Genomic DNA, 13,641 nt, shown 5'->3' on the forward strand with positions numbered 1-13,641 from the left:
TGGCCGGGCAGCCGCTGCGCGGCCCCCAGGTGCAGGCCGCCGCGCTCGCCCTCGAGGTGGCGAGCGTGGCGCGGCTCGCCGCCCTGGTCGCCCAGTCGTCGGGCACCGTGCGCGAGTGGGCCGTCGGTGAGGCGATCTGGTCGGCCACCTGGCAGCTCGAGCTGGGCGGAGCGCCCCAGGCGTGGCCGGGCGCGCCCGAGTTGGACTGAACGAGACCGAGCGGGCGGCTGGCCGCGGCGCACCCCTTGAAACAGGGAAGCGGCCCGCGGCCTCAACCATTGGGAAAGTCCCGAGATCCTTCCCAATGGCCGAGGACGCGGACCGCATGTGGGGTTGGTCAGCATCACCCTGTGTGGCCCCTCCTGTGGGGGTGGCGGGGCCACATGCACAATCATGCATTCGATTCCACGCGGGGGTAACAAAAACGCACTTGCATGTTGTTGCAACGCACAAAGATGCAGGACGGGGCCGTCGAGTCGGCGTCCGACCACAGGGAGCCGTCCGTCGGCCACGGCAGCACCTCGAGGCGGTCGTCGGCGAGCAGGTCGTCGACCATCGCCCGCGTCCTGCCGACCAGGGTGGAGTCGAGGTCGGTGTCGTTGGACGTCGCCCAGGCGCGGTCGGCCGGCCACCAGGCGCCGGGCTCTGCCACTGGTGCGCGGCCGCGAGCTCGAGCTGCTCGTCTGGCGTCGGGACCCCAGGAGCGGCTGTCCGTGGACCAGGTGACAGCGGTGCCCGTGGGCGTCCCCAGGGCGTACGCCACCGCGGGGGCCTCGGCGCACAGCGTGACGACCTCGTCGAGCGGGCGCTCGAAGAGGTAGGACTCGCGGACCGCGTGCCGAGTGGTGGGGAGCGAGCCCCAGGCGATGGGCCACACGCCGTAGCCGGCGTCGGGGCGGATCGAGGCGAGGTGGTCGCGCCAGGATCCGCCCGTCATCTCAGGCCCTGACGAGCTCCGCGACGTACGCCGCCGCGTCGCCGACCGGGATCTCCTCGCGCGCGTCGGAGCGCCGGTCGCGCACCTCGACGGTGCCGTCGGCCAGGCCGCGGCCGACCGTGATGATCGTCGGCACGCCGATGAGCTCGGCGTCCTTGAACTTCACCCCGGGGCTGATCTTGCCGGTGCGGTCGTCGAGCAGGACGTCGAGGCCGCGGGCGGCGAGGTCGGTGGCGATCGACGCGGCGGCGGTGTGGATCGCCTCCTCCTTGCCGGCGGCGACCACGTGGACGTCGGCGGGCGCGACGTTGCGGGGCCAGCACAGGCCGATCTCGTCGAGGGTGCCCTCGGCGATCGCGGCCACGGCGCGCGAGGGACCGATGCCGTAGGAGCCCATGGTGACCGTGACGAGCTTGCCGTTCTCGTCGAGGACCTTGAGGCCCAGCGCCTCGGCGTACTTCCGGCCGAGCTGGAAGATGTGGCCCATCTCGACGCCGCGGGCGGACTCGAGCGTGCCCGCGTCGCAGTTGGGGCAGGCGTCGCCGTCGCGCACGTCGGCGGCCTCGATCGTGCCGTCGGGCGTGAAGTCGCGACCGACGACGAGGTCGATCACGTGGGCGCCGGGGACGTTGGCGCCGGTCACCCAGCGGGTGCCCTCGACCACGCGAGGGTCGACGAGGTAGCGGATGCCCGACTTGGACTCCTCGCCGAGCACCTCCGGGCCGATGTAGCCCTTGACGAGCGCGGGGTGGCCGGCGAGCTCCGCCTCGCCCATGGCCTCGACCTCGATGGGCTCGAGCTGGCCCTCGAGGCGCTTCTGGTCGACCTCGCGGTCGCCGGGCACGCCGATGGCGAGCGGCTCGCGCGTGCCGTCGGGGTGCTTGAGGACGACGAGCACGTTCTTGATGGTGTCGCCGGCCGTCCAGGGGCGGTCGTCGCGGGGGAAGGAGGCGTTGAGGTGGTCGACCAGGGAGTCGATGGTGGGCGTGCCGGGGGTGTCCTCGGCGTGCGCTGCGGGAGCGTCGTCGTACGGCACCGTCTCGGGCGCGCGGACTGTGACGGCCTCGACGTTGGCGGCGTAGTCGCAGTGCGTGCAGCGGACGTAGGTGTCCTCGCCGACCTCGGCCTTGGCGAGGAACTCCTCGCTGGCCGAGCCCCCCATCGCGCCGGACGTGGCCTTGACGATGACGTAGTCGAAGCCGAGGCGGTCGAAGATCCGGATGTAGGCGTCGCGGTGCAGCTGGTAGGAGCGCTCGAGGCCGGCGTCGTCGATGTCGAAGGAGTAGGAGTCCTTCATCACGAACTCGCGACCACGCAGGAGCCCGGCGCGGGGTCGCGCCTCGTCGCGGTACTTGTTCTGGATCTGGTAGATCGAGAGGGGCAGGTCCTTGTAGGAGGAGTAGAGGTCCTTCACCACGAGGGTGAACATCTCCTCGTGCGTGGGGCCGAGGAGGTAGTCGGCGCCCTTGCGGTCCTGGAGCCGGAAGATGTTGGGGCCGTAGTCCTTCCAGCGACCGGTCGCCTCGTAGGGCTCCTTGGGCAGGATCGCGGGGAACGACAGCTCCTGCGCGCCCATGTCGTCCATCTCCTCGCGGATGATGGCCTCGATCTTGCGCAGCACCCGCAGGCCCAGGGGCAGCCAGGTGTAGACGCCCGGCGCGGCGCGGCGGATGTAGCCGGCGCGCACCAGCAAGCGGTGGCTCGGGACCTCGGCGTCGTTGGGGTCGTCGCGCAGCGTGCGCACGAATAGGGACGACATGCGGAGGAGGCGGCCAGTCATGGGCGCAAGGATAGGTGCGTGGCACTCGGCACCGCGAACCAGTTGACGCCCGGAGGCAACCGATCCTCCGGCGGCGGCGTCTCCTCCACGACACCCGCACCACCCACGCCACACCTCCCTGGGGGACACACCATGCGCCACCACCGACCGGTCCGCGCCCTGCTGGCCGTCCTCGCAGCGGTCCTCGCCACCGGCGCGGCGCTCGCCGTGCCGGCCCGGGCCGCCGCACCGACCGTCGAGCTGCAGCCCCAGGAGCTCACGCGGGGTGCCGACATCGCGGTCCCCCACATCGACGCCGGCGACTTCGTCGACGGCACCCGCCGCGTCGAGCTCCCGGGAAGGGTGGCGCGCGTCGTCGGCGAGGTCGACGGCGGCTGGCTGGTCGCCACGAACAACGTGGACCGCAAGCGCAACCGGCGCGTCGTACGCGTCGAGGCGGACGGGGCCGTCGTCGACGTGCTCCGGGACATCGACGTCTCGACGGTCATCCTCTCGGCCGACGGCAGCACCCTCGCCTGGCAGGCCTTCGTCAGTGGCGGCCGCAAGGTGATCACGTACGCCGCGAGCGCCGCCGACGGGACACTGCTCGGCGAGAAGGGCCCTGGCCCCTACGTCGGCCTGCTCGACGTCGCGGCCGACCGGGTGGTCCTCGGCGCAGGGAAGCGCGTGCTGCAGTGGAAGCCGTCCACCGGGCGCCAGCGGACGCTGGTGAAGAAGCAGGCCGGCGCGGCCAGCATCGAGCACGACCTCCTCAGCATCTCCACCAAGGACCCGTACGACGGCGGGTGCACGAAGCTGGTGCGGCTCAGCGACCGGAGCGAGAAGGTCTGGAAGTCCTGCCGGGACCGGGTGGCGGCCTTCTCCCCCGACGGCACGCAGATGCTGACCTTCCACATCCTCACCGACGGGCTCGGCCCCGGAGAGATCCACCTGCGCGAGATCGACGGCACCAAGCTGGCGACGTACACGACGAACTGGTTCAGCGGCTGGGAGTGGGAGTCGCCGACGGCCCTGCTGCTGGACGTCAACGGCCAGCGCAAGTCCGCCACCGTGCGGTGCACGCTCGGCGCCTGTGAGAACGCGACCGACCCGGTGAAGGTCGAGGCGCCCTGATCCGTCAGGCCCTCAGATCCCGAGCACCGTGAACGACGCGGCGGTGGCCGTCAGCACCGGATCTCCGGCGGCCAACGACCGCGCGGCCAGCAGGGCGTCGCCCAGTCCGCCGCCGGCCCGCAGACTGGCGTGCAGGGCCACCATCACCTCGACCGTGGCGGCGTCGTCGACCTCGGCGAGGCTGGAGACCACGCCTGCCGTGCCCATCGACAGCAGGGCCGCCGCCAGGCCGAGCAGCTCCTGGTCACCGACCGGTGCCATGACGCCGGACTCGCACGCCGACAGCACGACCCGGTGCGGCGGGCGGCGCAGGCGCTGGAGGTCGTGCACCAGCAGCGGTCCGTCGGCGAGGGTGAGCGAGGAGAAGAGCGGACTGTCCTCGCGGAAGTGACCGTGGGCCGCGACGTGGGCCAGGGCTGCGCCGTCGAGGGCCGCGAGAGCGGCAGCGACCGTCGCGTCGTCGCCGTCGAGCACCTCGGCCCCCGGATCCTGTGCGGCGACCGCCGGGACCTCGGCCCCGCCGCTGCCCAGCCCGGGGCCGACGAGCATCACCCGCCGGTCGTCGTCCGCGGGCCGCGCGGACCGTGCCCGGAGCCACAGCCGCGCCGACGGCGTACTCGTCACCGGGCGCTCCACGAGGCCGGGCATCAGGCCCCACGGCACGCCCTGCAGGGCGCTCGTTCCAGATACGACCACACGGTCGTCCCCGGTGTGGTCGAGGGCGCTGCCGAGCAGCGCGCGCTGCAGGCGGGCGCCCGCGAGGTCCAGCTGGGCACGACGGCCGCGGGCCGCCTGCCGGAGGGCGAACAGCGCGAAGTCCACGGCCTTGGTGGCATCGGCCGCAGACCCGACGCGGAGGCGTCGTACGCGACCCCGACCCGCGACGAGTGCATGGAGCTCGCCGTCGACCTCGACCAGCTCGACGAGGACCGTGTCGTCCTCGGCCAGTGCGGCCAGCAGCTCGCCGACGTCGAACGAGGTAGCCCTGGCTCCGGTGCCGCGCGTGTGGAAGAGGCGTTGCCTCACCGACTGCTCCAGCCGGAGGACGCGGGCCTGGAGACGCTCGGTGGGAGCACCCTCCGCGCGGGCTTCGGCCAGTCGGCGGTGCTGGGCACGTAGGGCCGCAAGGTCGGCGGCGATGTCGGGGCTGTGCTCCTGGATGGCCGGTGGCACGGCGAGGGCCGAAGCCCGCCAGCGCTCGGACCACCACAAGAGCCGCCGGGAGTCACCCGAGGCCAGCGCAGTGCGAGTGCCCAGCTCGGCCAGCTCCTTGCCATGACCCGAAGAGAAGGCCATCAGCTCCTGGCTCCCCAGCGTTGTGCGGTGGTCGTCAAGAGCAGCGAGCCCCCTGTCACAGGCACGCAGGACGCCGGCCGAGTCCGCGTGGAGATCTCGTCCCCTGGCGAGTGCGAGCCAGCCCACGACGCTGGTCAGGCTCGACCGGTCGTTGCGGTACAGCGAGGCTTCGTGCAGCCAGGAGTCGCGCAGCGCGGACGCGTCCGAAGAGCGCGACGAGCCAGCCACCCGGGCTCCGAGCACGAGTGACTGCACCAGCTCGGGTGCCTGCATCTCACGTGCGGCCTGGATGAGCCGGCGGGACCGCGCAACCAGGGGACCCGGCGCAAGGCGGGCATCGGCCCGAGCTGCGATGGCGAGCATCTCGGCGCGCAGCCTCCGTTGGTCACGCCCTTGGCGGCGCAGGAGCCGCGAGGCATCGTCAGCAGAGACCATGGCGAGCTCCGGGTCGCCCGCCGCGAGAGCGGCCTCGGCCGCCGCGACCAGTACGTCCGCTCGCTCGCGGGGCTGAAGTTGGCGGGCCCTGAGCGTCGTTGACACGAGCTGCCACGCATCGTCAGCCAGACCCGCGGCCAAGTAGGCATGACACCGATCGACGACGAGCTCAGAACTGATGACCCCCACGGCGTCGAAGCGGGCCGCCGAGTCCGCGAACAGGTCGAAGGTGCGAGGCAGGTCTCCGCCCAGGAACGCCAGCCATCCGATGTTCATGACGGTCACGGCGACGTCCCCGCGGTGACCCAGCTGCTCGTGCAGCTCGGTCGCCGAGACGAATGCGCGCTCTGCACCACTCAGATCGCCCAGAGCGCCGCGGGCGTATCCCTCCAGGTTGAGGACGCGCGCCTCCCACTCGACTTCCTTGTGGCCGACGAACACCTCTCGCGCCCGCCGCAGGTCCGTCAGGCTCTCGGCGTACCGGTTCAGAAGGACGATCGAAACCCAGGCGCGGCGCACGAGCACCGTCCCCAGGGGCACGCCTTCGAGGACCGAGGCCGCGGCGTCGAGCTGGCGCAGGCCCTGCCGCGTACGCCCCGACAGGGCGAGGGTGGCACCCAGGGTGGCCTGCACGTCGGCCACGCGGCCGGCATCCTTCACCCCGCGCGCCTGTCGCAGCGCGGTCCGCAGGTGGTCGAGCGCCTCCTCCGTCTCGCCGAGGTCGCGCAACACGATCCCGATGACCTGATGACCGATCGAGGAGACCACCGGATCAAGGTCAGGGACGAGCTCATCCTGCGCTCGGATCCGTGCAGCCCGGGGGTCGGCGAAGAGGGTGCGGAGCACGTCCTCGGCGTCGACCCTGGTCACCATGGTGGGGCCATCCTTGCCGAAGGCGGCGCCGGGATGTGGCAAACCCTCGTCAGGTGCGGCTGGACCGCACTAGCGTCGCACCATGGGCGACTGGAAGATCGGCAGCGACGCACGACGACGCACCACTGACCAGCTGCGCGACTTCCGCGCGGCCAACGACGGCCAGGTGGCCTGGGACACCGAAGCCCCGGCCGACTTCACCTACGTCTACCACCCCGACCGGGTGCTGGTGCGGGCCGCGGACGTCGACGACTTCGAGCGTGCGGTCGCACAGCTCGACAAGGGCACCCTCGGGGAACCGCCACGCCGCGACGACGTCCGCCTGCTCGACGGAGAACTGGCGCGCTACGTGCTGGCCGAGCGTCCCGGCGGGCAGTCGGTGCCCGAGGTCCTCGACCTGCTCGAGGCCGGCGGACTACGTCCGGGCGCCGCCTCACCCGATCACTGGGTGCACGTCTCCCCCGGGGGCGGCAGCCTGTGCCCCGCCATCGAGCCCGAGGAGACCGGCCTCAAGGAGCCGTGGCCGCCGCGCGTGCCCCAGCACGAGAAGTCCTGCGACGTCAGCGTGGTCGTGGTCGACACCGGGTGGAACCCGCCGTCCGGGACCGATCCGCGTACGCCCTGGCTCGACGGCGTCACCGGCGACGACGAGCTCAACGACCCCGAGCTGCGTCCCTACGCCGGACACGGCACCTTCATCGCCGGCGTGGTGCGCTGCGTCGCACCCGAGACCAAGGTCTTCGTCGAGGGCTTCGCCATCGGCGGCCTCGGCGGAGGCGGCGTGCTGGAGTCCGACCTGGTGGTCCAGCTCGAGCAGGCGCTCAAGCACGACCCGCAGGTGATCAACATGTCCGCCGGCTGTCGCACCCGGATGGACTACCCGTCGATCGCCCTGGAGCGCTTCCACCACAAGCACCTGCGCCACCGGGACTGCGTGCTCGTGGCCGCCGCCGGCAACGACTCGTGGTCGGCACCGTTCTGGCCGGCCGCATTCGAGTGGTGCGTCGGCGTCGGATCGCTCGACCGTGATGGCCGGGTGTCGGACTTCTCCAACTTCGGCGTCTCGGCGGACGTCTACGCGCTCGGTCGCAACCATGTCAACGCGTTCCCTGACGGGACCTTCGTGTGCCATGAGAGCCCGAACAAGGGCGACGTCCGGGTGTTCGACAGCGGCATGGCGCGCTGGAGCGGTACGTCGTTCGCCGCCCCGCTCGTGGCCGGGATGATCGCCCGCGAGATCTCGAAGACTGGCTCCTCCGCGCGAGACGCGCGTGACGCCGTGCTGGCGACGGCGCGCTACGACTCCGACCCGATGGTCGGGCCGCACCGCGAGCTGGACCTCATCGACGAGTAGGGGTCAGAGCTCGACCCAGGTGCTGCTGGAGACCGATCCCCCGATCCTGACCGTGAACCGGAGGGACCCGGTCGGCTCAGCCTCGATCGCGAAGAAGCCGACCTCGTCGAGCAGGGTGGTCCAGGCCCGGCCGTCGGTGGTCTCCACGGTGATCTCGACGGACCCCAGGTCCGCGGCGAGGTCGAGCAGCTGGCCCCGGACCTGGTCACCGTCGATCTCCGCGTCGAGCGACCAGCCCCCAGCGGCGGTGAAGTAGAGCATCCGGGCGGTCGAGAGCCCGCGGACCTGGGCGGCCGGCTCGTCGGCCGAGTCACGGACCAGGACGAGCAGCTCCCACTCCTGGTCGAGGTCGGCGCCCGCGACGGTGGCGATCATCGTCGCCGTCAGCCCTGCTGGCGGCGGATCGGCCAGCCACCACATGTCCCGCAGGTCGTCCAGCAGACGGGTGTCATCGTCGGTGGTCATCGCTCGCCTCCTCTCGTCAGGGCGGTGCGCACCTTGGCCAGGCAGCGGGCCCGGGTGGGGCCGATGCTGCCGACGGGCATGTCGAGGTCCTGGCTCAGTGCGTGGTAGTCGGGTCGGTCCATGAAGGCGATCACGCGCAGCAGCTTGCGACAGCGCTCGTCGAGGGTCGCCACGGCTTCCCACAGCCGCTGCGCCTCGTCGTCGAGCACGGCCACCGCCTCTGCCGACTCCTCGTCGGGAAGCACGGCAGCCAGCGTCTCGTCCTCCACCGGGGCAGCACGGCGTGCCGCCTTGGCGTGTGCGGCTGCGCCGCGCCTGGCTGACGTGATCAGCCAGGACGCGACCGCCTGTGGGTCGGCAATGGTCTGGTGGAGGCGCACGAATCCGAGCCAGGTCGCCTGAATGACATCTTCAGCCGCCTCCCGGTCGTGTCCATAGGCCCTCACCACATGCCAGAGCACCGGCGTCATCGCGGAAACCAGATCATCCACGGCGGTGGCGTCCCCTGCGCGCCACGCCGTGAACGCCCCACTGGCCTTGTCCCACGGCGACTCTTCGAGCTGCCCCTCAGCTCTTCGGTGCTCTGACATGGTGACCATTGTCCCCATGTCTTCACAGGTGGGGGCACGCGCCGTGCTGATACGTCGCGCCGAAACTTTTTCTCGCGTCGGGCTCCCGACTGCGCCAAGGTGGTCGCAGGCACTCACCTCGGAGGAACCCATGCGACACCCCGGACGGCTCCGACGAGCGGCACTCCTCGCCGCCGTGCTCCTGACCGCGCTCACCGGTCCGGCCGCTGCCGCCGACCTCCAGCCCGGTTCCCTGCCGCGTGGCGCGGACCTCGCCCGGCCCTACGTCGAGGGGAAGACGATCGTCGACGACGCCCGCGTGGTCGTCGTACCCCTGAAGAGGCCGGTGCTGGTCGCCACGGCCCGCGGCGGCTACGTCGTGCGTGACCGGCGCTTCGCCGACGCCGTCTTCGTCGGCCACGACGGCACGAAGCGCCGGCTGCCGGGTGCCGACGAGGACACCCTCGTCAGCCCCGACGGTCGGCTCTACGCCACGGCGTCCCTCGCGGGCGACGGGGTCACGGTCGTCGCCGTGCGACGGATCAAGGACGGCGAGCGGCTGGCGTCGAAGGTCTTCCGGAGCTGGGTCGACGCGAACGTCGGCCGCTTCGCGCACCCCATCGACCTCTCCGGCAACCGGATGCTGATCGGCGGCGACGGCGGCCGGGTGATGGTGTGGAGCTGGAAGAAGGACCGGCTGCGCACCGTCATCGCGGACAAGTGGCACCTCCAGGTCGGCAGCCTGGACGACGACATCGCCGCAGGGTGGACCGCGCCCGGCGAGCGGTGCACGTTCGTCGCCCACCTCTCGACTCCTCAGCGACGCATGTGGAGGTCGTGCGTCGACCGCGTGGTCGCCCTCTCCCCCGACGGCCGCCGCATGGTCACGACCGACCGGCGCGTCGATCCGTCGTTCGGGAAGGTCCGGCTGCTCGTCATGCGGACGGTGACGGGCCGCGAGCTCGGCCGCTGGACGGCCGATCGCTTCACCGACATCGTCTTCGAGTCCGACACGGCGATCAGCTTCCGTCTCGAGGGCAGGACCCGCACGGCGATGGTCAGGTGCGGCGCCTCGCGCTGCCAGGCGGCGTCCGACCCGCTGCCCCTCGAGTGAGGCGTCAGAACATCAGCGTGGCGAAGGTCGCGGTCTGCCGGAAGCCGACGCGCGCGTAGGCGGCGCGGGCGGGTGCGTTCCACTCGTTGACGTAGAGCGACACGACCGGAGCCATGCCCGACCCGAGGACGTGCGCGACCACGGCGGCCATGCCGCTGACGCCGAGGCCGTGGCCACGGCGGTCCGGGCGCACCCACACGCCCTGCACCTGGGCGGCGTACGGCGTCACGCAGGCGACCTCGGCCTTGAAGACCACCCCGTGGTCGTCGAAGCTCGCGAAGGACCAGCCGCGGCCGATGAGCTGCTGGATGCGCGCGCGGTAGAGGTCGCCTCCGCCGGCGTCGTTCTCCGGGGAGACGCCGACCTCCTCGGTGTACATCGCGACGCAGGCCGGGTAGAGCGCGGCGAGGTCGGCGGGCGTCGTCGGCCGTACGTCGGCGGCGGGCGTCCCCGCCGGGAGGTGGTCCATCTCCAGGTGCGGCTGGCGCGAGCGGTACTCGCGCGGCCGCGACCAGCGGGGCTGCACCACGTCCCACAGGGCCGCCACGACGTCGCTGGGGCCGACGATGGTGCCGACGGTGCTGCGGCGGCGCAGCGCCACGTCGGCGAAGGCGCCCACGTCGTCGGGGGTGCACTGGACGGGGACGAGGTTGGCACCGAGGTGGCAGCCGGCGACGAGCTCGTCGCCCTCGAAGCGGCCCCACACCTGGCCGCCGAGCCACCGCTCGTCGAGGTTGGTGAGGCGGGCGCGGTAGTCGGCGAAGACGTTGACCACCGGGTCCTGCTCGGCGAGCGCGACGAACAGGTCGCGGTCCCCCGGGCCCAGCACGCGCACCTGCTCGCGGGTCTTCAGCATGCGGCGAGCCTAGGGCTGCGCCGGTCGGCGCGACCAGCGGCCCACCGACTGGGCGCGGCCAGGAGACGTTGACCGAGGCCTCGGGGCCGAGGGATGCGCCAGAGCTCGGCGCGCCCAGCTCAGCTGACGCTGACCACCGGCTCGCTGCCCTCGAGGGGCTCCATCCCCTCGGCGAGGCGCATGGCCTCCTCGATGAGGGTCTCGACGATCTGCGACTCGGGGACGGTCTTGATGACCTCGCCCTTGACGAAGATCTGGCCCTTGCCGTTGCCGGAGGCGACACCGAGGTCGGCCTCCCGGGCCTCGCCGGGTCCGTTGACGACACAGCCCATGACGGCGACGCGCAGCGGCACCTCGAGCCCGTCGAGGCCGGCGGTGACCTCCTCGGCGAGCTTGTAGACGTCGACCTGGGCGCGACCGCAGGAGGGGCAGGAGACGATCTCGAGACGGCGCGGCTTGAGGTTGAGCGACTCCAGGATCTGCAGGCCGACCTTGACCTCCTCGACCGGGGGTGCGCTCAGGGAGACGCGAATGGTGTCGCCGATGCCCTGGCCGAGCAGGTGGCCGAACGCGACCGAGGACTTGATCGTGCCCTGGAAGGCGGGTCCGGCCTCGGTGACCCCGAGGTGCAGCGGCCAGTCGCCGGCCTCGGCGAGAAGCTCGTAGGCGCGGACCATGACGACGGGGTCGTTGTGCTTGACCGAGATCTTGAAGTCGTGGAAGTCGTGCTCCTCGAAGAGGCTCGCCTCCCAGACCGCGGACTCGACGAGCGCCTCCGGCGTGGCCTTGCCGTACTTGTCGAGGATCCGCTTGTCGAGCGAGCCGGCGTTGACGCCGATCCGGATCGAGGTGCCGCGGTCCTTGGCGGCGCGCGCGATCTCCTTGACCTGGTCGTCGAACTTGCGGATGTTGCCGGGGTTGACCCGGACCGCCGCACATCCGGCGTCGATGGCCGCGAAGACGTTCTTGGGCTGGAAGTGGATGTCGGCGATCACCGGGATCTGCGAGTGCTGGGCGATCTCGGCGAGCGCGTCGGCGTCGTCCTGGCTGGGACACGCCACGCGGACGATGTCGCAGCCGGTCGCGGTGAGCTCGGCGATCTGTTGGAGGGTCGCGTTGACGTCGGAGGTCAGCGTGGTCGTCATCGACTGCACCGAGATCGGCGAGTCGCTCCCGACACCCACGGAGCCCACCTTGATCTGGCGCGTCTTGCGGCGCGGGGCCAGCACGGGCGGGGGAAGAGCGGGCATGCCAAGGCCGACAGACGTCATGGCGCCATCGTACGGGCCGGGGCGTCGTACGCCCGCGTCGGCGGGACCGCCCCCGCAGCGGTGCTCCACCCACGTCCTGCACGGTCGAAGTGTGGGTGGATCACCGCGGACAGACGCGTCGGTCGCGCCGCACGTTCGGCGGTGGTCCACCCACGTTCGGCGGACGGAGAACGTCGCTCCACCACCGCTCGGGCGGGCGGGGAGGACGGGGAGGACGGCGCTCAGCTGATGTGCAGGGGCACCACGAGGTCGGCGACGATCAGCACGACGCCCATCACGAGCATCGCCAGGCCGACGACGTAGGCGATCGGCAGCAGCTTGGCGACGTCGACATGACCGGGGTCGGGACGACCGCGCAGTCGGGCGACGCCGCGCTTGAGGCCTTCGTAGAGCGCGCCGGCGATGTGGCCGCCGTCGAGCGGGAGCAGCGGCACGAAGTTGAACATGCCGATGAAGAAGTTGAAGCTCGCGATCAGGAAGAGCAGCGTGACGAGCTTGTCCGTCAGCGGGAAGGCGTCGCTGGCCGCGGCCTCGCCGGCGAACCGACCGCCGCCGACGATGGACACGGGGCTCTGCGGGTCGCGCTCCTGGAGTCCGACGATCGCGCGGCCGACCTCGTAGACCTTCACGGGCAGCTGGCCGAGCGCCCGGACCGTCTCGGCGGCCATCGTCTCCATCTGCTTGCCGGTGTAGATCAGGCCACCGGTCTGCAGGCTCACCTCCGGCTGGACGCCGAGGAAGCCGACCTCGGTGAGCGCCTGGTCGTCGGCCGAGGTCTGCCGGAGCGTGACGGTCGTGTTGGTCTCGAGGGTGAGCAGCTCGCCGTCGCGGCGGACCTCGATGACCGCGTCACCGTCGGCGTTGCCGCGGATCTGCTGCTGGAAGCTGTCCCAGTCGGCGAACGGCGTGCCGTTGAAGCTGACGATCTCGTCACCGGCCCGGATCCCGGCCTGGGCGGCCGGCGTGGCCGGGTCCTCCGAGGTGCAGGCACGTCCGGCCTCCTCCACCGGGATCACGCAGGCGGGGACGGAGGCGACGGTCGGCTCGACGACCTCGTCGCGCGGGTTGCCGTACGTCGCGAACAGCAGCACGAACAGCGAGAACGCGATGGCGATGTTGACCATCGGGCCGCCCGCCATCACGATCACCTTCTTCCACCACGCGATGCGGTAGAAGAGGCGGTCGGTGTCGTGCTGCTTGACGTACTCCCACTCCGCGGCGCGGGCGTCGGAGATCAGCTGGGTGAACATGCCCGTGTTGGACCGGCGCACCTTGTGCACCGCCTCGCCGTCCTCGTCGTACGTCGTCTCCTCGACGAGGTCCTGCGCGCCCGGGGGCAGCATCCCGACGATCTTGACGTAGCCGCCGAGCGGGATCGCCTTGATGCCGTACTCGGTGTCGCCGATCTGCTTGCTCCACACGGTCGGACCGAAGCCGATGAACCACTGCGGCACCTTGCAGCCGAACTTCTTGGCCGGGACGAGGTGGCCGAACTCGTGGAGCCCGATCGAGACCAGGATCGCCACGACGAACGAGACGACACCCAAGGTGTAGAGCAGGACGGACATGTGGGGAGGG

12 protein-coding genes are annotated in these 13,641 nt (G+C 71.6%); 4 read left to right on the forward strand and 8 right to left on the reverse strand.

The window, feature by feature from the left end; all coding sequences use genetic code 11:
* A partial coding sequence (locus tag JWN97_RS16170; RefSeq protein ID WP_297624857.1) for a hypothetical protein occupies nt 1-209 on the forward strand: 209 nt, incomplete at its 5' end.
* A gap of 182 nt (nt 210-391) precedes the next feature.
* Here the strand turns inward: JWN97_RS16170 and JWN97_RS16175 are convergent.
* Together JWN97_RS16175 and JWN97_RS16180 are read right to left on the reverse strand one after the other, a co-directional pair.
* Nucleotides 392-937, reverse strand: a complete 546-nt coding sequence (locus JWN97_RS16175; protein WP_297624860.1) for a hypothetical protein — start codon at nt 935-937, stop codon at nt 392-394.
* A 1-nt stretch (nt 938) separates the two neighbouring features.
* Nucleotides 939-2,717, reverse strand: a complete 1,779-nt coding sequence (locus JWN97_RS16180) for a proline--tRNA ligase (protein WP_297624863.1) — start codon at nt 2,715-2,717, stop codon at nt 939-941.
* A 132-nt stretch (nt 2,718-2,849) separates the two neighbouring features.
* Here JWN97_RS16180 and JWN97_RS16185 point away from each other — a divergent pair, with 132 nt between their 5' ends.
* On the forward strand, nt 2,850-3,830 hold the full coding sequence (locus JWN97_RS16185; RefSeq protein ID WP_297624865.1) for a hypothetical protein: 981 nt from the start codon (nt 2,850-2,852) through the stop codon (nt 3,828-3,830).
* Nucleotides 3,831-3,842: 12 nt separating this feature from the next.
* Here JWN97_RS16185 and JWN97_RS16190 read toward each other — a convergent pair whose 3' ends face one another.
* Complete coding sequence (locus tag JWN97_RS16190) at nt 3,843-6,434, reverse strand: CHAT domain-containing protein (RefSeq protein ID WP_297624868.1); 2,592 nt, start codon at nt 6,432-6,434, stop codon at nt 3,843-3,845.
* A gap of 82 nt (nt 6,435-6,516) precedes the next feature.
* Here JWN97_RS16190 and JWN97_RS16195 point away from each other — a divergent pair, with 82 nt between their 5' ends.
* Nucleotides 6,517-7,788: a S8/S53 family peptidase gene (locus tag JWN97_RS16195; RefSeq protein ID WP_297624871.1), complete on the forward strand. Its 1,272-nt coding sequence runs from the start codon at nt 6,517-6,519 to the stop codon at nt 7,786-7,788.
* 3 nt (nt 7,789-7,791) lie between these two features.
* Here JWN97_RS16195 and JWN97_RS16200 read toward each other — a convergent pair whose 3' ends face one another.
* Both JWN97_RS16200 and JWN97_RS16205 read right to left on the reverse strand, forming a co-directional pair.
* Complete coding sequence (locus JWN97_RS16200; RefSeq protein ID WP_297624874.1) at nt 7,792-8,253, reverse strand: hypothetical protein; 462 nt, start codon at nt 8,251-8,253, stop codon at nt 7,792-7,794.
* Entirely contained in the window at nt 8,250-8,852 is a 603-nt protein-coding gene (locus tag JWN97_RS16205) for a sigma-70 family RNA polymerase sigma factor (RefSeq protein ID WP_297624877.1), read from the reverse strand. The genes JWN97_RS16200 and JWN97_RS16205 overlap by 4 nt, the downstream gene beginning before the upstream one ends.
* A gap of 121 nt (nt 8,853-8,973) precedes the next feature.
* Between JWN97_RS16205 and JWN97_RS16210 the strand changes: the two genes are divergently transcribed.
* Nucleotides 8,974-9,936, forward strand: coding sequence for a hypothetical protein (locus JWN97_RS16210; protein ID WP_297624880.1), 963 nt, complete (start codon nt 8,974-8,976; stop codon nt 9,934-9,936).
* 4 nt (nt 9,937-9,940) lie between these two features.
* On the opposite strand, the gene JWN97_RS16215 is transcribed toward JWN97_RS16210, so the two are convergent.
* The 3 genes from JWN97_RS16215 to JWN97_RS16225 form a co-directional block, all read right to left on the reverse strand.
* Entirely contained in the window at nt 9,941-10,792 is an 852-nt protein-coding gene (locus tag JWN97_RS16215; RefSeq protein WP_297624883.1) for a GNAT family N-acetyltransferase, read from the reverse strand.
* Between the two features lie 119 nt (nt 10,793-10,911).
* On the reverse strand, nt 10,912-12,063 hold the full coding sequence (ispG, locus tag JWN97_RS16220) for a flavodoxin-dependent (E)-4-hydroxy-3-methylbut-2-enyl-diphosphate synthase (RefSeq protein ID WP_297624886.1): 1,152 nt from the start codon (nt 12,061-12,063) through the stop codon (nt 10,912-10,914).
* 221 nt (nt 12,064-12,284) lie between these two features.
* The gene (locus JWN97_RS16225) at nt 12,285-13,631 is read right to left on the reverse strand and encodes a M50 family metallopeptidase (RefSeq protein ID WP_297624889.1); all 1,347 of its coding nucleotides are present in this window, start codon (nt 13,629-13,631) and stop codon (nt 12,285-12,287) included.
* Between the last annotated feature and the right edge of the window lie 10 nt (nt 13,632-13,641).

The organism is Nocardioides sp. (assembly GCF_025965415.1).
In the GTDB taxonomy this organism is placed as follows: Bacteria; Actinomycetota; Actinomycetes; order Propionibacteriales; family Nocardioidaceae; genus Nocardioides.

Excerpts from the sequence above, each read along its gene's own strand:
- JWN97_RS16175 (WP_297624860.1), bottom strand. The coding sequence starts at position 937 with ATGACGGGCGGATCCTGGCGCGACCACCTCGCCTCGATCCGCCCCGAC.
- JWN97_RS16180 (WP_297624863.1), bottom strand. The coding sequence starts at position 2,717 with ATGACTGGCCGCCTCCTCCGCATGTCGTCCCTATTCGTGCGCACGCTG.
- JWN97_RS16185 (WP_297624865.1), top strand. The coding sequence starts at position 2,850 with ATGCGCCACCACCGACCGGTCCGCGCCCTGCTGGCCGTCCTCGCAGCG.
- JWN97_RS16190 (WP_297624868.1), bottom strand. The coding sequence starts at position 6,434 with ATGGTGACCAGGGTCGACGCCGAGGACGTGCTCCGCACCCTCTTCGCC.
- JWN97_RS16195 (WP_297624871.1), top strand. The coding sequence starts at position 6,517 with ATGGGCGACTGGAAGATCGGCAGCGACGCACGACGACGCACCACTGAC.
- JWN97_RS16200 (WP_297624874.1), bottom strand. The coding sequence starts at position 8,253 with ATGACCACCGACGATGACACCCGTCTGCTGGACGACCTGCGGGACATG.
- JWN97_RS16205 (WP_297624877.1), bottom strand. The coding sequence starts at position 8,852 with ATGGTCACCATGTCAGAGCACCGAAGAGCTGAGGGGCAGCTCGAAGAG.
- JWN97_RS16210 (WP_297624880.1), top strand. The coding sequence starts at position 8,974 with ATGCGACACCCCGGACGGCTCCGACGAGCGGCACTCCTCGCCGCCGTG.
- JWN97_RS16215 (WP_297624883.1), bottom strand. The coding sequence starts at position 10,792 with ATGCTGAAGACCCGCGAGCAGGTGCGCGTGCTGGGCCCGGGGGACCGC.
- ispG (WP_297624886.1), bottom strand. The coding sequence starts at position 12,063 with ATGACGTCTGTCGGCCTTGGCATGCCCGCTCTTCCCCCGCCCGTGCTG.
- JWN97_RS16225 (WP_297624889.1), bottom strand. The coding sequence starts at position 13,631 with ATGTCCGTCCTGCTCTACACCTTGGGTGTCGTCTCGTTCGTCGTGGCG.